At 69.7% G+C, this 18,733-nt stretch carries 19 protein-coding genes; 11 read left to right on the top strand and 8 right to left on the bottom strand.

Annotated features, from left to right (window positions below):
- Nucleotides 1-9: 9 nt before the first annotated feature.
- Complete coding sequence (locus tag ACERZO_RS27365; protein ID WP_372667623.1) at nucleotides 10-660, top strand: SDR family oxidoreductase; 651 nt, start codon at nucleotides 10-12, stop codon at nucleotides 658-660.
- Nucleotides 657-1,607, top strand: a complete 951-nt coding sequence (locus ACERZO_RS27370) for a ribose-phosphate diphosphokinase (protein ID WP_372667624.1) — start codon at nucleotides 657-659, stop codon at nucleotides 1,605-1,607. The genes ACERZO_RS27365 and ACERZO_RS27370 overlap by 4 nt, the downstream gene beginning before the upstream one ends.
- Here ACERZO_RS27370 and ACERZO_RS27375 read toward each other — a convergent pair.
- Nucleotides 1,604-2,899: a D-arabinono-1,4-lactone oxidase gene (locus tag ACERZO_RS27375; protein WP_372667625.1), complete on the bottom strand. Its 1,296-nt coding sequence runs from the start codon at nucleotides 2,897-2,899 to the stop codon at nucleotides 1,604-1,606. The genes ACERZO_RS27370 and ACERZO_RS27375 overlap by 4 nt on opposite strands.
- 85 nt (nucleotides 2,900-2,984) lie before the next feature.
- Here ACERZO_RS27375 and ACERZO_RS27380 point away from each other — a divergent pair, with 85 nt between their 5' ends.
- Nucleotides 2,985-4,169, top strand: a complete 1,185-nt coding sequence (locus ACERZO_RS27380; protein ID WP_372667626.1) for an amino acid deaminase/aldolase — start codon at nucleotides 2,985-2,987, stop codon at nucleotides 4,167-4,169.
- Nucleotides 4,170-4,550: 381 nt separating this feature from the next.
- Here the strand turns inward: ACERZO_RS27380 and ACERZO_RS27385 are convergent, their stop codons facing one another.
- Entirely contained in the window at nucleotides 4,551-5,198 is a 648-nt protein-coding gene (locus ACERZO_RS27385; protein ID WP_372667627.1) for a TetR/AcrR family transcriptional regulator, read from the bottom strand.
- 129 nt (nucleotides 5,199-5,327) lie between these two features.
- On the opposite strand from ACERZO_RS27385, the gene ACERZO_RS27390 reads away from it, so the two are divergent.
- Together ACERZO_RS27390 and ACERZO_RS27395 are read left to right on the top strand one after the other, a co-directional pair.
- Nucleotides 5,328-6,647, top strand: a complete 1,320-nt coding sequence (locus tag ACERZO_RS27390) for a GH1 family beta-glucosidase (protein ID WP_372667899.1) — start codon at nucleotides 5,328-5,330, stop codon at nucleotides 6,645-6,647.
- Nucleotides 6,637-7,899, top strand: a complete 1,263-nt coding sequence (locus ACERZO_RS27395; protein ID WP_372667628.1) for an MFS transporter — start codon at nucleotides 6,637-6,639, stop codon at nucleotides 7,897-7,899. The genes ACERZO_RS27390 and ACERZO_RS27395 overlap by 11 nt, the downstream gene beginning before the upstream one ends.
- 421 nt (nucleotides 7,900-8,320) lie before the next feature.
- On the opposite strand, the gene ACERZO_RS27400 is transcribed toward ACERZO_RS27395, so the two are convergent.
- Nucleotides 8,321-8,743 (bottom strand): hypothetical protein, encoded by a 423-nt coding sequence (locus ACERZO_RS27400; protein ID WP_372667629.1) that lies wholly within the window; start codon nucleotides 8,741-8,743, stop codon nucleotides 8,321-8,323.
- A gap of 13 nt (nucleotides 8,744-8,756) precedes the next feature.
- Nucleotides 8,757-9,101: a hypothetical protein gene (locus tag ACERZO_RS27405; RefSeq protein ID WP_372667630.1), complete on the bottom strand. Its 345-nt coding sequence runs from the start codon at nucleotides 9,099-9,101 to the stop codon at nucleotides 8,757-8,759.
- A gap of 306 nt (nucleotides 9,102-9,407) precedes the next feature.
- Here ACERZO_RS27405 and ACERZO_RS27410 point away from each other — a divergent pair, with 306 nt between their 5' ends.
- Both ACERZO_RS27410 and ACERZO_RS27415 read left to right on the top strand, forming a co-directional pair.
- Nucleotides 9,408-10,793, top strand: coding sequence for a tetratricopeptide repeat protein (locus tag ACERZO_RS27410; RefSeq protein WP_372667631.1), 1,386 nt, complete (start codon nucleotides 9,408-9,410; stop codon nucleotides 10,791-10,793).
- 22 nt (nucleotides 10,794-10,815) lie between these two features.
- Complete coding sequence (locus ACERZO_RS27415) at nucleotides 10,816-11,703, top strand: phosphotransferase family protein (protein WP_372667632.1); 888 nt, start codon at nucleotides 10,816-10,818, stop codon at nucleotides 11,701-11,703.
- A 212-nt stretch (nucleotides 11,704-11,915) separates the two neighbouring features.
- On the opposite strand, the gene ACERZO_RS27420 is transcribed toward ACERZO_RS27415, so the two are convergent.
- The 4 genes from ACERZO_RS27420 to ACERZO_RS27435 all read right to left on the bottom strand — a co-directional run bounded on the left by ACERZO_RS27420 (nucleotide 11,916) and on the right by ACERZO_RS27435 (nucleotide 14,873).
- Complete coding sequence (locus tag ACERZO_RS27420) at nucleotides 11,916-12,944, bottom strand: copper resistance D family protein (protein ID WP_372667633.1); 1,029 nt, start codon at nucleotides 12,942-12,944, stop codon at nucleotides 11,916-11,918.
- Complete coding sequence (locus ACERZO_RS27425) at nucleotides 12,944-13,492, bottom strand: copper resistance CopC family protein (RefSeq protein WP_372667634.1); 549 nt, start codon at nucleotides 13,490-13,492, stop codon at nucleotides 12,944-12,946. Before ACERZO_RS27425 ends, ACERZO_RS27420 begins: the two co-directional genes overlap by 1 nt.
- On the bottom strand, nucleotides 13,493-14,251 hold the full coding sequence (locus ACERZO_RS27430) for a YcnI family copper-binding membrane protein (RefSeq protein WP_372667635.1): 759 nt from the start codon (nucleotides 14,249-14,251) through the stop codon (nucleotides 13,493-13,495).
- Between the two features lie 76 nt (nucleotides 14,252-14,327).
- On the bottom strand, nucleotides 14,328-14,873 hold the full coding sequence (locus ACERZO_RS27435; RefSeq protein WP_372667636.1) for a hypothetical protein: 546 nt from the start codon (nucleotides 14,871-14,873) through the stop codon (nucleotides 14,328-14,330).
- Nucleotides 14,874-15,126: 253 nt separating this feature from the next.
- Here ACERZO_RS27435 and ACERZO_RS27440 point away from each other — a divergent pair, with 253 nt between their 5' ends.
- From ACERZO_RS27440 to ACERZO_RS27455, 4 genes are read left to right on the top strand one after another with little or no spacing between them, the layout of a single operon-like run.
- The gene (locus tag ACERZO_RS27440; protein WP_364463846.1) at nucleotides 15,127-15,774 is read left to right on the top strand and encodes an ABC transporter permease; all 648 of its coding nucleotides are present in this window, start codon (nucleotides 15,127-15,129) and stop codon (nucleotides 15,772-15,774) included.
- On the top strand, nucleotides 15,767-16,933 hold the full coding sequence (locus ACERZO_RS27445) for an ABC transporter ATP-binding protein (protein WP_372667637.1): 1,167 nt from the start codon (nucleotides 15,767-15,769) through the stop codon (nucleotides 16,931-16,933). The genes ACERZO_RS27440 and ACERZO_RS27445 overlap by 8 nt, the downstream gene beginning before the upstream one ends.
- Nucleotides 16,930-17,709, top strand: a complete 780-nt coding sequence (locus ACERZO_RS27450) for an ABC transporter permease (RefSeq protein ID WP_372667638.1) — start codon at nucleotides 16,930-16,932, stop codon at nucleotides 17,707-17,709. The genes ACERZO_RS27445 and ACERZO_RS27450 overlap by 4 nt, the downstream gene beginning before the upstream one ends.
- Nucleotides 17,706-18,665, top strand: coding sequence for a glycine betaine ABC transporter substrate-binding protein (locus ACERZO_RS27455; protein ID WP_372667639.1), 960 nt, complete (start codon nucleotides 17,706-17,708; stop codon nucleotides 18,663-18,665). Before ACERZO_RS27450 ends, ACERZO_RS27455 begins: the two co-directional genes overlap by 4 nt.
- Nucleotides 18,666-18,733: the final 68 nt, after the last annotated feature.

Here is an 18,733-nt window from a genome sequence, read left to right on the forward strand (position 1 = left end):
CTCGGCTCCATGCGAGTCGTCATTGCTGGTGGACATGGTCAGATCGCGCTGCGGCTGGAGCGGCTGCTCGCCGCGCGCGGTGACGAAGCAGTCGGCATCATCCGGAACCCCGCCCACACGGCGGACCTCGAAGCCGCCGGCGCCCAGGCCGTCGTGCTGGATCTCGAGAATTCCGATGTGGACGCCGTCGCCGAAGTCCTGAAGGGTGCCGACGCCGCGGTGTTCTCCGCCGGCGCGGGCCCCGGCAGCGGCACCGCCCGCAAGGACACTGTGGACCGTGGCGCCGCGGCGCTGTTCGCCGAAGCGGCCGAGCGCGCGGGCGTCCGGCGGCACATCCAGGTCGGCTCGATCGGCGCCGACAACCCGGAGAACCCCGACGTCACCGAGGAATTCCGGCACTACCTGCGCGCCAAGCGCGCGGCGGAGGACGACCTCAAGGCCCGCGACCTCGACTGGACGATCCTCCGGCCCGGCTCGCTGACCGACGACCCCGGCACCGGCCTGGTCCTGCTGGCCGAGCGGACCCCCCGCGGCCCTATCCCGCGCGACGACGTCGCCGCGGTGCTCGTGGCTCTGCTCGACGCGCCCGAGACGGCCCGGCGCACCCTGACGCTGATCTCAGGCGAGGACGCCATCGGCGAAGCGATTTCCGCGCTGTGATCACCCAAGCTTCCCGGGAAATCGCCGTCTTCAGCGGCAGCGCGCACCCCGAACTGGCCGAAGAGATCTGCGCCCACCTCGGCGTCCCGCTGCAGCCGGCCGAGGTCCGGCGGTTCGCGAACGACTGCCTGGAGGTCCAGCTGCAGGCGAACTGCCGCGAGCGGGACGTCTTCATCATCCAGCCGCTGGTCAAGCCGGTGCAGGAGCACCTCGTCGAGCTGCTGCTGATGCTCGACGCGGCGCGCGGGGCGTCGGCGTCGCGGATCACCGCCGTGATGCCGCACTATTCGTACGCGCGCTCGGACAAGAAGGACGCGCCGCGCATTTCGATCGGCGGCCGTCTGGTCGCCGACCTGCTGACGACGGCGGGCGCGAACCGCGTCCTGGCGATGACGCTGCACTCGCCGCAGGTCCACGGCTTCTTCAGCGTCCCGGTCGACCACCTGCACGCGCTGCAGGAGCTGGCCAAGCACTTCCGCCAGTACGACCTTTCGCGCACCACGGTCGTCTCACCCGACCTGGGCAACGCGAAGGAGGCGTCGCACTTCGCACGGCTCCTCGGCGCCCAGGTCGCAGCCGGCGCGAAGGAACGTTTCCCGGACGACCGCGTCCAGATCACGTCGGTGATCGGCGAGATCACCGGCCGCGACGTGATCGTGCTGGACGACGAGATCGCCAAGGGCAGCACGGTGCTCGAGCTGCTGGACCGGCTGGCCGAGCTGGAGCCCCGTTCGATCCGAGTCGCGTGCACGCACGGCCTGTTCGCGGCGAAGGCGATCGAGCGCATCGGCAGCCGGCCGGAGGTGCTGGAGATCGTCTGCACCAACACGGTCCCGGTGCCGGAGGAAGAGCGCACGGAGAAGCTGAAGATCCTGTCGATCGCCCCGGCGATGGCCGAGGCGATCCGCCGCATCCACAACGGCGAATCGGTGTCGGCGCTCTTCTAGGCCGGGCCGAGCACGCGGTCCAGGTAGGTGTTCGTGAAAACGCCGTTCGGGTCGGTTTCCTTGCGCACGCGCAGGAAGTCGTCGAAGTGCGGGTAGCGCGAGCGGAGGACGCCTGCGTCGAGGTCGTGCATCTTGCCCCAGTGCGGGCGGCCGCCGACCGCGCCGGCGATCTTCTCGAACGCGCTGAAGTACTCGCGGTACGGCATGCCGACGAACTGGTGGATGGCGATGTAGGCGGAGTCGCGGCCCTGCGCGGTCGACAGCCAGATGTCGTCGGCCGCGGCGACGCGGACCTCGACCGGGAACATCACCGGGTCCTTCAGCGTCGGCACTACAGCGCGTAGTTCGGCAAGCACGTCGAGCACTGATTCACGTGGAACAGCGTATTCCGTTTCGGTGAAACGGACGTTGCGCGCGGTGACGAAGACCCGGTGGGAGACGTCGCTGTACTCGCGCGCGGAGAGGACGTTCGAGGCGAAGCTCCCGAGCGACGGCACGAGCCGCGGCATCAGCCGGCCGGTCCGGCAGAGCCCGCCGAACGCGACGTTCTCCATGACCTGGTAGTCGACGAACTCGCGGACCTTGCTCAGCGGCTCGGCCGTCTCGCACCGGTTGTTGCGCTTGACCAGGGCGTTCTTGCCGTAGGGGAACCAGTAGAACTCGAAGTGCTCGTTCTGGTCGGCGAAGTCGTGGAAGCCCTCGAGGACCTGCTCCAGCGGCTCCGGCCGTTCCTGTGCGCGCAGGTAGAAGGACTTTTCGCAGCGCAGGGTCACGGTGGTGAGCACACCGAGCGCGCCGAGGCCGACGCGGGCGGCGGCAAAGAGGTCGGGTTTTTCGTCAGCCGAGCAGGAGACGACCGAGCCGTCCGCGAGGACGAGTTCGAGCGCGGCGATCTGCGTGGCGATGCCGCCGAGGCGCGCGCCGGTGCCGTGCGTGCCGGTGGAAATCGCGCCGGCGATGGTCTGCGCGTCGATGTCCCCGAGGTTGGTCATGGCGAGCCCGAGCGCGTCGAGTTCGGCGTTGAGCTGCTTGATCGTGGTGCCCGAGCGGACGGTGACGTGCCCGGTTTCCAGGTCGACGCGCTCGATGCCGGTCCAGTGGCGCAGGTCGAGCGCGTCGGAGTCGGCGACGGCGATCGCGGTGAACGAGTGCCCGCTGCCCCAGGGCCGCACGGTCCGGCCGGCCGCGGCGACGCCTTCGACGGCCGCCGCGATCTCGGCCGCGCTGCGCGGCTGGTGAACGTGCTGCGGCGAGGCGGACGCCGTGCCCGCCCAGTTGGTCCACCGGGTCATGCGCGCCCCCTCCATCGGTCGAATGTCCGAGACAGTATGTGAACAGTATTCGCGTTTCAAGCTTTGTTGTCGTACTTTAGACCTCGTGACCAGTGCGACGGTGTACGACTTGGCGACCAAGGACCTCGATCCACCCTTGGCCGTGGTCGACTTGGCGGCGTTCGACGCGAACGCCGACGACCTCCGCCGCCGCGCGGCGGGCAAGCCGATCCGGGTGGTCAGCAAGTCGGTCCGCTGCCGGGCGTTGCTGGAGCGCGTGCTCGCGATGCCGGGCTTCGAGGGCCTGATGTGCTACTCGCTGGCGGAAGCGATCTGGCACGCGGAGCTGGGCACGACCGATGACATCGTCGTCGCCTACCCGACGGCCGACCACGAAGCCCTGCGCCGCTTGGCCGCGTCGGAAAAGGCCCGCGCGGCGATCACGATCATGGTGGACTCACCGGCGCACCTGGACCTGGTCGACGCGGCCCTCGGCCACGGCCACCCGGAGATCCGCGTCTGCCTGGAACTGGACGCGTCGTGGCGCCCGCTCCCGGGAGTCCACGTCGGCACGCGCCGGTCCCCGATCTTCACGCCGAAGCAGGCATCGACGTTCGCCCAGCAAGTCCTGGCCCGCCCGGGCTTCCGCCTGGTGGGCGTGATGGCGTACGAAGGCCAGATCGCCGGCCTCGGCGACGCGGCGGGCGCGCGCCTGAACCGCTTGGTGATCGGCTGGATGCAGCGCCGTTCGGCGGCGGAGCTGAACCGCCGCCGCGGCGAGGCGGTCCGCGCGGTCCAGGCGGTGACGCCGCTGGAGTTCGTGAACGGCGGAGGCACGGGAAGTATCGAGTCAACGGGAGCGGACGCGGTGGTCACCGAGATCGCGGCGGGCTCGGGCTTGATCGGCCCAACGCTGTTCGACGGCTACTCCCGGTTCAGCCCCCGCCCGGCAGCGTTGTTCGCGTTGCCGGTGGTCCGCCGTCCTACGCGAAAGATCGCGACGCTGTTCTCAGGCGGCTACATCGCTTCGGGGCCCACCGGGCCTTCACGCCAGCCAACGCCGTACCTCCCGACGGGCCTGAAGTTCCTCGGCTTCGAGGGAGCGGGCGAGGTCCAAACCCCGGTGACGGGCCGAGCGGTCCGCGGCTTGAATCTCGGCGACCGGGTGTGGCTGAGGCACGCGAAGGCGGGCGAACTGGCGGAGCGCTTCACGCACTACCACTTGGTGATGGGCGACCGGGTGGAACGAACGGTCCCGACGTACCGAGGCGAGCAGCAGAACTTCGGCTAACGAATGATCACGGCCCGCCAGTCAACGGGGTGCCCTTCGATGAGCCAGTAGCGCGTATTTCTCCGGACTTCCGGGGAATTCCGCGGTGAGCTCATCGATGGAGAGCTTGATGACCGCACAGCCGCTGAGCTGGCGGGGCCGCGGCGAGATGCCGCCGATCTCATCGCCGTCGTCGATGTACGTGCACGGCACCGAGCGGACCGCACGGCCCCGACCTACCGCGGCGAGCACCAGAACTTCGGCTGACCGGGGGCCCACACGCAGCCCACCCTTCCCGGGGGAACCCCCACAGCCAGTCTATCGGCGCCTACCGACAACCCGGCCCCGAACACCCGAGTTGTCCACAGCTGTGCATACCTGTGGACAACTTCTGTGGACAAGCTACGAACGCTCCCCGAACCGCGCCGCCAAATACCCCTTCACGACGTACTTGGCCTCGGCGACGATCTTCTCGTCCCCCCGCGGCTCCTTCCGGAACGCCAGCTTCAGCAACGCATCCGCCACCTCGTTGGCGATGCCGATCGCGAACCGCAGGTCCTCGACCGGCCGGTCCACCTGCGTGGCCACCAAGTCCGTCAGCGAATCCACGATCACCGCGTTGTTGTCGCGCGTCTCGTCGAGCAACTGCCGGTCGATGATGTCGCCGAAGTGGACCTTCGAAAAGCCCGGGACCGAGCGGTGCATCTCCAGGTAGATGTCGAGGATCGAGTCCACGACGTCCCACCAGTGCTCCGGGCCCAGCTGCTTCAGGCGCTCGTTCACCGCGCCCACGAAGCGCTCGAGGTTCCTGGCCGTAAGCGCTTGCACGACCGCTCGCTTGTCCGGGAAGAACTGGTACAGCGAACCGACCGCCACGCCCGCTCGTTTGGCGATCAGGGTCGTCGTGAGTGCGTCGTAGCCAAGCTCGTCGATCAGCGCCGCGCTCGCGTCGAGCATCTGCTCGACCCTCTTCGCGCTTCGCTGCTGGACCGGCTGACGGCGCAAGGGGGTGGCTTCTGCCGGCACCTTCGCGGCCTGGATGTCGGACACGGCACTCCTCCTCGTCTGATCTGGGACTTTATCGTGCCGACGGGCTTCCCCACGGACGAGTGAAGACCTAGTATATGAGAACTTTTCATGTTCACCCGTACGGGTGGCCTGACGAAGGGGTCAGCACCGGTGCAGAACCCGATCTTCCCGCCCGATTTCCTCTGGGGTGTCTCCACTTCGGCGTTCCAGATCGAAGGCGCCACCAGCGAAGGCGGGCGCGGACCGTCCATCTGGGACACATTCTCCGCGACCGAGGGCAAGATCGCCCGCGGGGAAAAGGCGAACGTAGCCGCCGATCACTACCACCGCTACCCCGAAGACATCGCGCTGATGGCCGAACTCGGCGTCGGCGCCTACCGGATGTCCGTCGCCTGGCCGCGGATCCAGCCCGATGGCAAGGGCGCGCCCAACTCCGACGGCCTCGGCTTCTACGACAAGCTCATCGACGCCGTCTGCGAAGCCGGCATCGCTCCCGCCGTCACGCTCTACCACTGGGACACCCCGCAGGCGATCGAAGACGACGGCGGCTGGCTCTCCCGCACGACCGCTGAGCGCTTCGCCGAGTACGCCCACATCCTCGGAGAGCGCTTCGCCGATCGGGTGAAACTGTGGATTCCGCTCAATGAGCCCATGGTCATGTCCATCTTCGGCTACGGCATCGGCGAGTACGCACCCGGCCGGACGCTCCTGCTCGACGCCATCCCGACCGCGCACCACCAGAACCTCGCGCACGGACTCGCCGTCCAAGCCCTCCGCGCGGCCGGTGCGACGAACATCGGGACCGCCAACAACCACTCGCCGATCTGGCCCGCCGACGAGACCGACCACGACGCCGCCGAATGGCTCGACGCCCTGCTCAACCGCCTCTTCGCCGACCCCGTCCTGCTCGGCAGCTACCCCGAGCAGCTCCACGCGCACCTCCCCGCCGGGTTCGCCGGCGACCTGCCCACCATCGCGCAGCCGCTCGACTTCTACGGCGTCAACTACTACGAGCCCCAAGGCGTCGCGAACCCCGGACCGGGCAATCCGCTGCCCTTCGAACTTCGCCCGATCGAGGGCTACCCGATGACGACGAACGACTCGCCGATCGTTCCGCACGCCCTGCGCGAGCTGCTGCTCGACTTCCACCGGCGCTACCGCGACAAGCTGCCGCCCATCCAGATCACCGAGAACGGCTGCAGCTTCGCCGACGTCGTCGCCGAGGACGGTGGCGTGCACGACCCCGAGCGGATCGACTTCCTGCACAGCCACCTCGTCGCGCTGCGGGAGGCGATGGACGCCGGCGTCGACGTCCGGGGTTACTTCTGCTGGTCCCTGATGGACAATTTCGAGTGGTCCAAGGGCTACGCGCCGCGCTTCGGCCTGGTGCACGTCGACTACGAAACCCTGCGGCGCACGCCGAAGGACTCGTTCCACTGGTACCGGAAGCTGGTGCGCCATGAGCAGTGAAACGACCGAGGCTCTCCCCGAGGCGCTCGCCGAGCCCGTCGTACGGGTGCGGCCCGGCTGGATGAGCCTGCTGTTCTTCGCGAACATCGCGCTCTGGCTGGGCATCTACGCGCCGATCCAGGTGCTGCTGCCGCAGCAGGCCGAACTGCTCGACCAGGCGAACAAGGAGTTCGTCCTGGGCCTGGTGATGGGCGTCGGGGCGATCGTCGCGCTGGTCGTCAACCCGGCCGTCGGGCTGTTGTCCGACCGGACGACCTCGCGCTTCGGCCGCCGCCACCCGTGGACGGTCATCGGCGCCGCCGTCGCGACCGTCGGGCTGCTCGTGCTGGCCTTCGCGCCGACCGTCGCGATCCTGATCGTCGGCTGGTGCCTCGTCCAAGCGGGCCTCAACGGCATGCTCGCCACGCTGATGTCCGCCATCGCCGACCGCGTCCCGGTCGGACAGCGCGCACAGGTCGGCGGGCTCGTCGGCATCGCGCAGATGCTCGGCACGGTGCTCGGCGCGGTCGTGGTCGTCGTGATGCTCGGCATCGCCGGGATTCCGCTCGCCTACGCGGTTTGCGCGGTGATCGTCGTCGCCGGCGCCGCGTTCTTCGTCTTCCGGACGCCGGACGCGCGCCTGCCGGTCGAGTACCGGCCGTCGTCGCAGGTGGGCGAGATCCTGCGCAACCTCTGGGTCTCGCCACGGCGGCACCCGGACTTCGCGTGGGCCTGGTCGTGCCACTTCATGATCAACCTCGGCAACGCGTTCGGGACGCTCTACCTGCTGTTCTTCCTCAAGGACGCGGTGCACTACAAGGACCCGGACACGGGTCTGCTCATCATGATGGGGCTCTACGGCGTCGCGCTCGTCATCGGCGCGGTGCTCGCCGGCCACTTCTCGGACAAGTCCGGACGGCGTAAGCCGTACGTCCTTGCGGCCTCCGGTGTGATGGCATTGGCCGCTTTGCTGCTGGTCGTCTGGCAGAGCTGGCCGGTCGCGCTCGCCGCGTCGCCGCTGCTGGGCGTCGGCTTCGGTGCGTACATGGCGGTCGCGCTCGCGATGCTGACGCAGGTGCTGCCGGCCGCGCAGGACCGGGCGAAGGACCTGGGTGTCATCAACATCGCGAACTCGCTGCCGCAGGTGGTCGCGCCGCTCCTGACGCCGCTGGTGCTGGCCTACCTGGGTGGCTATCCCGGCCTCTTCGCGGCTTCGGCCGTCGCGACGCTGCTGGCCGCGGTGCTCGTGCTGCGCGTGAAGGCGGTTCGCTAGAACTTGGAACCGCGGGCCGGTGCCGGTCGGGGGAGGGGAGTGCAACGGCACCGGCCCGCGGAATTCGAGGGCCGCACTGCTTCGGATCAAAAGCGGGCGGGCAACGCGGGCGAACCAGTGGTCCATACCGCGTGTGTTGATCAATCTAGCGGGGGATTACCGCCTGGGCTAGGCCTAACGCGTAATTTTTTCGATTAATCGCGGTGGGGACCGGGTGTGTGGCCGAGGACTGGTTCGCGCTGCTCGGGGGTGCGGGCGAAACAGTCCCCGGCCGGGCGAGAGCCGGCGCGGGTCCGATGGGGCGATCGGTCGGCTGCGCTCGCCGTACTGGGTGGGCGCAGCCGGCGGGACCGGCGCTGACCCAGGTCGGGGTGGAGCAGGCTGGGCCGCGACCGCGGGAGGTGGCGACGACCCGGGTGGATCAGGCGGTGACCGCTCGGCGCGGGTTCACCAGCGCGTGGCGCCCGGTGGTCTCGGCCGCGCTGGGGGCCGGCACGCCGCGGTCCTGCGCCGGTACCGGGCTCTTGCGCCGCCCGCTCAGCCGGCTCGCCGGAGCCTGCTGCTGCGGGGCCAGGCCGCCCGCCACCAGGTGTTCGTGTGCGACCTGCCAGACCGAGCACGGCGCCTTGCAGCGGTGCCACCGGGTCGAACAGGTCGGGCAGTCGCCGCGCTCGTCGGGCTCGTGCATCTTCAGCATCGCGCGCCAGGCCTCCGTCAAGCGGGGCAGTTCGGAGCGCGCGACCGAGACGAGCGACTGGGCGTCGGCGCGGTTCGCCAGGTCGGTCAGCATGTCGAGGCGCTCCCAGACCGCGTTGCGGAGGACCTGCCCGAGTACCTGATCCATGATCAGCTCACCGTTACCTTTCCGCCATCTTGGCGGCTTCGTTGAGCGCGGCGCGCAGCTGTCCGAGCTGGCCGGACGTCAGCCGCGCGGTCTCGCCGGGGGGCGAGACCAGTACCACCTGGTTGTCCTCGACGAACACCGTCACCGCGCGCTCGCGGCTGATGAGGTCGCCGCACTGCACGCGCCACACCAGCTGACCGCCTTCGTAGTGGCGGACGCTCGCGGTGCGGGGGTCCACCGCGGCGGCCGGGGTGACGGGACGGACGGCGGAGACGGGAGAGACCGGGGAAAGCGCCGGCCGCACGGCGCGGGTGACCGTGCCGGCATGTCCCCCTGCGAACGAGTCCACGAACTCCACGCCCTTCTCCGCTCTGTCGAAAGTCTTCGAAGATGCCTTCTGCAACATCCCTGCGGTTTTCGTAGCTCTCCGTGATCGCTGCCGGTGTCCGGGCGGTGACGGAGATCTGACAACTACAGTGAGGTGAAACCGGGTGCGATAGAAGGTCGAAATGGCGTCATAGCGGTGACCGGACCGGGTTCCACGGTAAGCGGTCAACGGACTTCGCCCGGACCGATCAGGGCACCAGTTCGGCTGTTCACACGGTTCCGCAGGTTTGCCTACGCTGTTTCACAGACGCCCGACCGGACAGTTGGAGGGGGCGCGATGGACGCCAGTAACGGTGGCAGTGCCGAAGCCCGGCAGAGCCACGCGGTTCCCGCTGACGCGTGGGAGCAGCCGGAGATGAGAGCGGCTCTCGCGTCCCGCGAGATCAGCGCCGTCTACCGCCTCTTGCGCAAGCACGGTGTCTCGCAGCGCCAGATCGCCGCGATGACCGGCCAGTCCCAGTCCGAGGTGTCGGAGATCCTCAAGGGTCGCCAGGTCATGGCCTACGACGTCCTCACGCGGATCGCCGACGGCCTGGGTGTCCCACGTGGATACATGGGCCTCGCCTACGACGAGGCCACGGCGATACGCGTCGTCGGCTCCGCCGACGGCCAGCAGGCTGAGGAGGACGAGTCCGTGAAGCGACGGAGGTTCCTCGCGCACGCCGCCCAGGTCACGATGGGTGCGGCGGTGTTCGGTCCGGAATCGGGCACGTGGTCGGCGGGACCGGCGCGGACGCCGGCGCCCGGGCGCATCGGCATGACCGACGTGCGCCAGGTGGAGGCCGCGACGCGCGCCCTGCGGGCGCTGGACTACCAGTACGGCGGCGGGTTCTGCCGCGACGCCGTGGTCGCGCAGCTGTCCTGGGGACAACAGATGCTCGAGGCGCACGGCACCGACATCGTCAAGAACCGCCTGTACGTGGCGCTCGCCGACCTGCATTCGCTGGCCGGCTGGACGTCCTTCGACACCGGCCTGATGGACTCCGCCCGCGGTCACTTCGCGAACGCGCTGGACCTGGCCAAGCAGGGCGAGAACCACCCGCTCGTCGCCAACGTCCTCTACCGGATGGGCCGCGTCTACCTGCACCAGGACGCCCCGAACGACGCGCTGAAGCTGTTCCAGCTGGGCCAGATCGCCGCCCAGGAAAGCGGTTCCGAGCTGGCCGTTTCCGTGCTCTGCGCGAACGAGGCCTGGGCCTACGCGATGATGGGCAACGAAGAGCAGGCCGTGAAGCTGCTCGGCCGGAGCAAGGACGAGTTCGAGCGCGCCAACCTGGCCGAGGCCGAGTCCTGGGTGAAGTTCTTCACCGAGACCGACGTCTACGCCATGGTCGGCACCGTCCACACGGTCCTCGCGCAGCAGAACGCCGAGCACACGAAGTACGCCATCCCCGCGCTGACCAGGGCCGTCGAGTCCTACGACGACGAAATGGCCCGCTCCAAGACGTTCATGCTCAGCGCACTCGCCACCAACCACCTGCTCGACGGCGACCTCGACCACGGCGCCAAGGTCGGTGGCAAGGCCATCGACTGCGCCGAGGGCATCAAGTCCGAGCGGGTCAAGGACCGCATGCGGCCCCTGCAGGACGAGGCCGAGCGCCGCCGCAACAACGCCGACGCGCGTGACCTCGCCGACCGCCTCAACGCTTTCTACGCCGCCTGACGCCGAAGGGGCCGAGACCGTCTTGGACGGCCGGTTCACCTCCGGCAAGCTGCGTGGCGTGCTCGCCGCGACCTGCGCGCGGCTGGGTCTCGACCCGGCCGGCGCGCGGCTCCTGCGGTTCACCAACAACGCCGTGTACGCGCTGGTCACGGCGCCTTTTGTGATCCGGATCGTCGGCTCGACCCAGCTGCGGCACCGGGTCGGCACGGTCGTGCGCGTGGCCCGGCACTTCGAAGACCACGACGTCCCCGCGATCCGGCTCCTCGACACCGTCGAGCAGCCGATGGCCGTCGACGGGCACCTCGTGACCGTGTGGCACCAGGTGCCGAGCATCGGCCGGCCGGCGACGTCGACCGACCTGGCCCGGCTGCTGCGTCAGGTGCACGCGCTCCCGGCGCCCGACGGCCTCGCCGAGTGGGCGCCGTTCGCCGCGGTGCGGGCCCGGGTGTCCGACGCCGAGGAACTCGGTGACGCCGACCGGCACTTCCTGCTCGACCGCTGCGCCGAGCTTGAAACCGCGCTGGCCGGGCTGGAGTTTCCCCTGCCCAGGGGCCTGGTCCACGGCGACGCGTACCCCGGCAACGTCATCCCCGGGCCGGACGGGCCCGTGCTCTGCGACTTCGATTCGTCGTGCGTCGGCCCGCCGGAGTGGGACCTGACGCCGCTGGCGGTCGGCCGCGAACGGTTCGGCGACCCGCCGGTGCACTACCGGACGTTCGCCGCGGCGTACGGCTTCGACGTGACGTCGTGGTCCGGGTTCGCCGTGCTCCGGGCCATCCGCGAGCTGAAGCTGACGACGAGCGTGCTGCCCATCCTGCGCAGCCGGCCGCAGGTGCGGCCCGAGCTGTTCCGCCGTCTGGACGACCTCCGCAGCGGCCGGACGGACGCACGCTGGACGCGTTACCGCTGAGCCAGGACTGTCACATCATGTGACCGGCGCCACAAGCTGCACGTGCATTCGCCGACTGCAGATGACCGTTCGTCGCTTCCGAAATGGGCTCTTCTCAGGGTAGAAAGTTCGGCCCGACGGGTCGCCCCCAATGGTCTACCCCTCAGCCCAATGCGCAAGTTGCAGCTACTCGGCGTGACCTGAGACCGCGTTCTACCAGCGGGGAAGGGCTTTCAGGACGCGACGACCGGCGCCCGCGTCAGCACCACGGCGAAGCCGAACGCCAAACCCATCACGGTCAGCTCGAGCGTCGCCCACGCGGCGAGCGCCGTGCGGTTGTGCCGGACGATCTGCGGCATCAGCCGGAACCGGGTGTACGCGCCGAGCAGCGCGATGGCGCCGGTGCACACGAACTTGAGGACGAACAGCTGCCCGTACGGCGTGGTGAAGATCGCCGCCCAGAAGCCGATGGTCGGGTTGAGCGAGATCTCGACGAGGCCGTTGAACAGCCCGGTCGCCGCCGAGAGGACCAGGCAGAGCGTCGCGAGCTTCGAGAACCGCGGCAGCGCGTGCGCCAGCAGCGTCCGGTTCGCGACGAGGAGCACGGTCATCGCGCCGAGGCCGCCCGTCCAGGCGACCGCGCTCATGACGTGCAGCTCCATCGAGATCATCGTGTAGTCGTGGTAGTTCCAGTTCGACGCGTGCCCGGTGACCGGCAGCGGCAGCAGCGCGAACAGGCCGAGCCCGACGCGGACCTCGGCGGGCACCTTCTCGCCGAAGCGCAGCGCCAGCGCGCCGATCCCGGCGTGCACGAGTGCGAGCGCGGCGACGATGACGAGCGCCTTGCCCGCGCCGACGTTCGCGATGTAGCCGCCGATGTCCCCGGCGGTGAGCGTCGACGAGCCGGGCTTGTACTCCGCGGTCTGCAGGATCAGCGCGACGACGGCGGCCGTCGCCCAGACCAGCGCGGCCGCTACGCCGGCCGGGCGGGCCAGCCGCATGATCGGCTCGGTCAGCTTCGGCCGGTCGTAGCCGACGAGCACCGACAGCAGCGCGAGCCCGATGGTCGTGACCGCGGCGAGGTCGAGCAGGACCCGCACGACCGGGATGCCGGCCGAGACCACCGCGCTCGGCTCCACGACCCCGGGGACCGGCGTGGTGGACATGAGCGCGACGCCGATCAGGGCGCCGAGCAGGCCCGCCGTCACGACGCAGAGCAGCGTCGAATAGCGGGGTTTCGCGGTGGTCTCGGCCTGGGTCATCAGTTCTTCTCTTCCACCGACCGGCCGGAGCGCAGGGCGACCGTCAGCCCGATGGCCAGCAGCACGACGGCGCCGGCGATCCAGACCCAGATCGGCACCCCGGTCGAGCCGGACTGCGGGGCCGCCTGCGACGAGCTGCCCGGCGACTTCGCCGCGTCGACGGTCGCCGGCGTGCCGGTGCCCGCCGCGGTGAGGGTGAAGGAGAGCTCACCGGTCACCGGGTGGCCGTCTGCGGACAGCACCCGGTAGCCGACGGTGTACTTGCCGGCCGGCCCGAGTGGCCGCAGGGGCGCGCTGATGACGTTGTTCACCACGCTGATCGGGCCCTCGGCCCACTGGCCGCCGCCGGGCCCGGTCACCGCGATCTGGTTGACGTCCGCGCCCTGCACGTACTGGTCGAACGTCAGGCTGATCTTCTGCGGGCCGGCGGCGACGGACGAGCCGTTCGCCGGGTCCGAGGAGATCAGCACGTTGTGCGCCAGCGCCGGGGTGGCCGTGCCGAGCACGGCCACCACCGTCAACGCCAGCGCGACGAGCGCCTTCCGCATTTAGCTGTTGCCTCCCGGCTTCGCCGTGGCCTTGCGGGCCCGGATGGTCGCGCCGGCCCCGACACCGAGGCCGATGGCGCCGACGAGCAGGCCGGCCCCACCGAGCCAGCGGGCCGTGCTGTCCGACGTCGCCGCCGCGGCTTCAGTGTGCTCTCCGGTGGTGGTCGCGGTGTTCGCGGCCATCCCGTGCTCGTCGCCTTCGGACTTGGCGGCCAGCTTCACGGCCGGGGCCGGGTGCTCCGGCTCCTCGCCGCCCGCCGGGGTCGGCTGGTTCCAGTCGACGACCTTGCCGTCGCTGTAGGTCTGGTGCGCCGGGAACTCCACCTCGTCGACGTTGGTCGGCAGCGGCCCGAAGGAGACCGAGAACTCCTGGTAGTCGGTGGCCTTGAGCTCGCTGCCCGCCTGCGCGGTCCACGTCACCGCCGTGACGGCTTCGGTGATCTGCGTGCCGTTGTCCTTGGTCACCGGCGTCGGCAGCTTCGACTTGGTCACCTCGGCGGTCCAGCCGGGGACCGGCTTGGTGCGGACCGAGCCGATGCCGTAGTCCGCCTTGAAGTCGACGGTGACCTTGGTGGTGGTGATCGGGTCCTTCTCCTCGCTCGGCACGCGGAAGACGATCGCCGCGTAGCCGCCCTTCGTCGGCTGCGGGCCGTAGACGTTGGCCGTGACGTGCGCGGAGGCGACGCCCGCGCCGAGGAGACCGGCGACACCGATGGTGGCGGCGAGGAAACCGGCGCGCTGGAAGACGTGCTGGGACATGGGTTCACTCCTGATGAACTCAAGAAAGGGACAGCTCGGTTCGGGGACCGGGCCGTTTCGGGGGTTGAGCTGGGTTTCAGGAGTGACAGGGCGGGCCGCGCCGCCCGCGGATCCGGCGCAGGTCGACGCCGACGAGGTGCCCCGGCGCCGCGGTGCGGGCGGGGACGAGCGCGGGGGCCGCGGCCGGTACGGGCAGCGGAGTCAGCAGCCGCGGCAGGATCGCGCGCAGGACGGCGAGCACCGTCAGCAGCGTCGCGTCCGCGCGGGCGAGCAGGAGCGCGGTGACCAGGGTGGCGACCGAGTGCGCGGCCACCATGCCGAGCCCGGTGCTGCCGGGCATCGCGTACATGTCGTGGTGGCCGGCGAGCGTGGTGAGCAGCAGGTGCATCACGAGCTGGGCGGTGCCGAGCAGGGTGATCGTGGCGACCGGTCCGCGCGCCCTGCGGGCCAGCGCGGTCGCGGTCCAGCCGAAGAGCCCGCTGAGCAGCACGGTCATCGGCGGGTCCGGCAGGCCGCCGTCGGCGAGGCGGTGCGCGGTCACGGACAGCGCCGCGGCGGACACGGCGAGCGACACACCCCGGGTAGCACCCAGCACGGCGGGACGCCGTGCCGGAACGCTCATGAGGAGCACCCTAAAGGACCTCGCCCCGCGTGAGCGTGTGATCCCGTGAGGTGAGCACACATGAAGTTCACGTTTCGCGTCACGCCGTGGTTCAGGTCATTTGTTGCCGATCACGCCGGTGAAGGCCAAGGTGGGCGGAACCGGTGGGCCGAAACGGGGGTTTGGACCGGCCATGAGCTGGGTACTGAGCCGTCGGTCAGGAACTAGCCCGTTCGGGTGAGAGCCTGCGCAAAGGGCGGGAGAGCGGACACGGATGAACCTCTTCGACTACATCTCCGACCGGGCGAGCAAGCTCTGGCTGGAGGCCTACCTGCACACCAGCATGGTGGTGCAGTGCACGATCCTCGCCGCGGTCCTCGGCGTGCTGATCGGGATCGCGGTCTACCGCAGCCCGATCGGTTCGGCGGTGGCCACGGCGCTGGCGAGCACGATCTTGACGGTCCCGTCGTTCGCCCTCCTGGGCCTGCTGATCCCGCTTTCGGGGCTCGGTCCGACGACGGCCGTGATCGCGCTGGTGCTCTACGGCCTGCTGCCGATCGTCCGGAACACCATCGTCGGCCTCGACGGCGTCGACCCGGCGGTCGTCGACGCCGCGCGCGGCATCGGGATGAGCCGCTTCGGCGTGCTGACCCGGGTCGAGCTGCGGCTGGCGTGGCCCGCGATCCTCACCGGCATGCGCGTGGCGACGCAGATGCTGATGGGCATCGCGGTGATCGCCGCCTACGCGAAGGGCCCCGGCTTCGGCGCCGAGGTCTTCTCCGGGCTCACGAACGCGGGGAGCACGAACTCCCTGAACCAAGCCGTCACCGGAACGGTCGGGGTCGTCATCCTCGCGCTGATCCTCGACGGCATCTACGTCCTGATCAAGCGCTTCACCATCTCGAGGGGTGTCCGTGGCTGAGAACGAGGAAGTCTCCGGCGTCGAAATCGAGCTGGAGCACGTGACCAAGCGGTACCCCGGGACCCGCGAACCGGCCGTGAACGACTTTTCGATGGTTGTCCCCGCGGGCAAGATCGTGGTCTTCGTCGGCCCGTCCGGCTGCGGCAAGACGACGACCATGCGGATGATCAACCGCCTGGTCCAGCCGACGTCGGGGAAGATCACCATCGGCGGCGAAGACGCGCTGAAGCTCGAAGTCGACACCCTGCGCCGCCGGATCGGCTACGCCATCCAGCAGGCCGGGCTGTTCCCGCACTTCACCGTGGCGCAGAACATCGCGGTCGTGCCGGGCCTGCTCGGCTGGGACAAGAAGAAGGTCAACGACCGGGTCGAGGAGATGATGGACCTGGTCGGGCTCGACCCGGCCGACTTCCGCGACCGCTTCCCGCGCCAGCTGTCCGGCGGGCAGCAGCAGCGTGTCGGCGTGGCACGGGCACTCGCGGCGGACCCGCCGGTGCTGCTGATGGACGAGCCGTTCGGCGCGGTCGACCCGATCACCCGCGGCAACCTGCAGGACGAGCTGCTGCGCCTGCAGAGCGAGCTGAAGAAGACGATCGTGTTCGTCACGCACGACTTCGACGAGGCCGTGAAGCTCGGCGACAAGATCGCGGTGCTCGGCAACCAGTCCTCGATCCTGCAGTACGACACGCCCGAGGCGATCCTGGCGAACCCGGCGGACGACACGGTCGCCGGTTTCGTCGGCGCGGGCGCGTCGCTGAAGCAGCTGACGCTGCTGCGGGTCCGGGACGTCGAGCTCCAGCAGGACGCGCTGACCGTGACCGTCGACGAAACGCCCGCGTCCGTCCGGGAGAAGCTCGACAAGTCGAAGCGGCACTTCGCGCTCGTGCTCGACGCGCGCCGCCGTCCGACGCGGTGGGTGCACGCCCGCGAGCTGACCTCGGCGACGTCGCTGGCCAACGTCGGCAAGCCGTTGCGGGACATCGTCAGCCTGCAGTCGACGCTGCAGGACGCGCTCGAGGCGATGCTCGCCGAGGGCGGGTCGGTGCCGGTGACCGGCGCGCGCGGCGAGTACGCGGGCACCATCCAGCTGGACACCGTGATCGCGACCATCCAGCAGCTGCGCGACGAGCACACGAACGGCGAAGAGGTGTCCGCATGACGGCTGCCGTCGATACCGGTTTCAGCACCGAGTCCGGCTCCAAGCGCGCGGAACGCGTCCGCCTCTTCGCCCAGCCCGTCGCCGTCCTGGTCATCGTCGCGGTGACGCTGGTCTCGGTGTTCTCCAGCGGGCTGACCGCGACCGAGAAGGAGACGCTCAACGCGTCGTCGCTGCTGACGGCGCTGTGGGACCACGTGCTGATGACGCTCGTGGTGACCGCGATCGTCGTCCTGGTCGCGGTGCCGCTCGGCATCATCGTGACGCGGCCGTGGGCGCGCTTCCTCGCGCCGATCTTCCTGGCGATCGCGAACATCGGCCAGGCCGCGCCCGCGCTCGGCGTGCTGGTGCTGTGGTTCATCGTCACCGGCGCGACCGGCGGGATCTGGGTGGCGGCGCTGCCGCTGGCCTTCTATTCGCTGCTGCCGGTGCTGCGGAACACGATGGTCGGCATCCAGCAGGTCGACCCGGCGCTGATCGACGCCGGCCGCGGCATCGGGATGTCGCCGGCCGCGGTGCTGTGGCGGGTCGAGCTGCCGCTCGCCGTCCCGCTGATCCTGGCCGGCCTGCGCACGTCCCTCGTGCTGGCGGTCGGCACGGCGACGTTCGGCATGTTCGTCAACGCCGGCGGGTTCGGGCTGCTGATCGACACCGGCTACAAGCTGAACCTGACCCCGGTGCTGGTGACCGGCTCGGTGCTGGCCGTCGCGCTGGCGCTGCTGGTGGACTGGCTGGGCGCGGTCGCGGAACAGTTCTTCGGACCGAAGGGGCTGCGATGAAACTCCGTCGTTTGGCAGTCGTGGCGCTGCTGGGGGTGACGCTGTCGTCCTGCGGGTTGACGGTCAACCAGGCGGTCCCGTACGACATCAAGCCGGGCTCGATCCAGCCGATCCCGTCGCTGCAGGGGCTGAAGGTGACGGTGGGGTCGAAGGACTTCACCGAGAACATCATCCTGGCGTACATGGCGGAGATGGCCCTGACGGCGGCCGGCGCCGACGTCGTCGACCTGTCCGACATCAAGGGCTCCAACTCCTCGCGCCAGGCGCTGCTGTCCGGCCAGACCGACGTCACGTGGGAGTACACGGGCACGGGCTGGATCAACTACCAGGGCAACGAGCTTCCCGTACCGGGCGGCGAGAAGGCCCAGTACGAGGCGACGGCCAAGGCGGACGAGGAGAAGTTCGGCGTCACGTGGCTGAACTACTCGCCGCTGAACGACCAGTACGCCTTCGCCGTCACCGAGGCGTACGGCGCGCAGAACAACCTGAAGACGACGTCCGACCTGGCGGCGTTCATCAAGCAGAAGCCGGACCAGGCGGTGTTCTGCCTGGAGACGGAGTTCACCAGCCGTCAGGACGGCTTCCCGGCCGCGGTCAAGGCGTACGGCTTCCAGAGCCCGACGGTGAAGAACTTCGGCATCGGCACGATCTACTCGGCGGTGGCGAGCGGAACGTGCCCGGTCGGCGAGGTCTTCACGACCGACGGCCGGATCTCGGGGCTCAACCTCCGGGTGCTGGAGGACGACAAGAAGGCGTTCCCCCAGTACAACGCGGTGGCGACGCTGCGCACGGACTTCATCAAGGCGCACCCGGACCTGCGCGGCCCGCTGGAGAAGATCAGCGCGGCGATCGACAACGAGCAGATGGTCGAGCTGTGCAAGCAGGTCGACGTCGACGGCCAGGACGCGGGCAAGGTCGCCCACGACTGGATGGTCAAGAAGGGCTTCGTGAAGTAGCCGAGCGGCCGGGCAGCGATCACGCTGCCCGGCCGTTTGTCAAATCAGCCATCCACAGGCGCGGAGTT

The organism is Amycolatopsis kentuckyensis, from assembly GCF_041679295.1.
GTDB lineage: Bacteria > Actinomycetota > Actinomycetes > Mycobacteriales > Pseudonocardiaceae > Amycolatopsis > Amycolatopsis kentuckyensis_A.

Excerpts from the sequence above, each read along its gene's own strand:
- ACERZO_RS27365 (WP_372667623.1), top strand. The coding sequence starts at position 10 with ATGCGAGTCGTCATTGCTGGTGGACATGGTCAGATCGCGCTGCGGCTG.
- ACERZO_RS27435 (WP_372667636.1), bottom strand. The coding sequence starts at position 14,873 with ATGAGCGTTCCGGCACGGCGTCCCGCCGTGCTGGGTGCTACCCGGGGT.
- ACERZO_RS27450 (WP_372667638.1), top strand. The coding sequence starts at position 16,930 with ATGACGGCTGCCGTCGATACCGGTTTCAGCACCGAGTCCGGCTCCAAG.
- ACERZO_RS27410 (WP_372667631.1), top strand. The coding sequence starts at position 9,408 with ATGGACGCCAGTAACGGTGGCAGTGCCGAAGCCCGGCAGAGCCACGCG.
- ACERZO_RS27420 (WP_372667633.1), bottom strand. The coding sequence starts at position 12,944 with ATGACCCAGGCCGAGACCACCGCGAAACCCCGCTATTCGACGCTGCTC.
- ACERZO_RS27430 (WP_372667635.1), bottom strand. The coding sequence starts at position 14,251 with ATGTCCCAGCACGTCTTCCAGCGCGCCGGTTTCCTCGCCGCCACCATC.
- ACERZO_RS27455 (WP_372667639.1), top strand. The coding sequence starts at position 17,706 with ATGAAACTCCGTCGTTTGGCAGTCGTGGCGCTGCTGGGGGTGACGCTG.
- ACERZO_RS27400 (WP_372667629.1), bottom strand. The coding sequence starts at position 8,743 with ATGGATCAGGTACTCGGGCAGGTCCTCCGCAACGCGGTCTGGGAGCGC.
- ACERZO_RS27440 (WP_364463846.1), top strand. The coding sequence starts at position 15,127 with ATGAACCTCTTCGACTACATCTCCGACCGGGCGAGCAAGCTCTGGCTG.
- ACERZO_RS27425 (WP_372667634.1), bottom strand. The coding sequence starts at position 13,492 with ATGCGGAAGGCGCTCGTCGCGCTGGCGTTGACGGTGGTGGCCGTGCTC.
- ACERZO_RS27375 (WP_372667625.1), bottom strand. The coding sequence starts at position 2,899 with ATGACCCGGTGGACCAACTGGGCGGGCACGGCGTCCGCCTCGCCGCAG.
- ACERZO_RS27395 (WP_372667628.1), top strand. The coding sequence starts at position 6,637 with ATGAGCAGTGAAACGACCGAGGCTCTCCCCGAGGCGCTCGCCGAGCCC.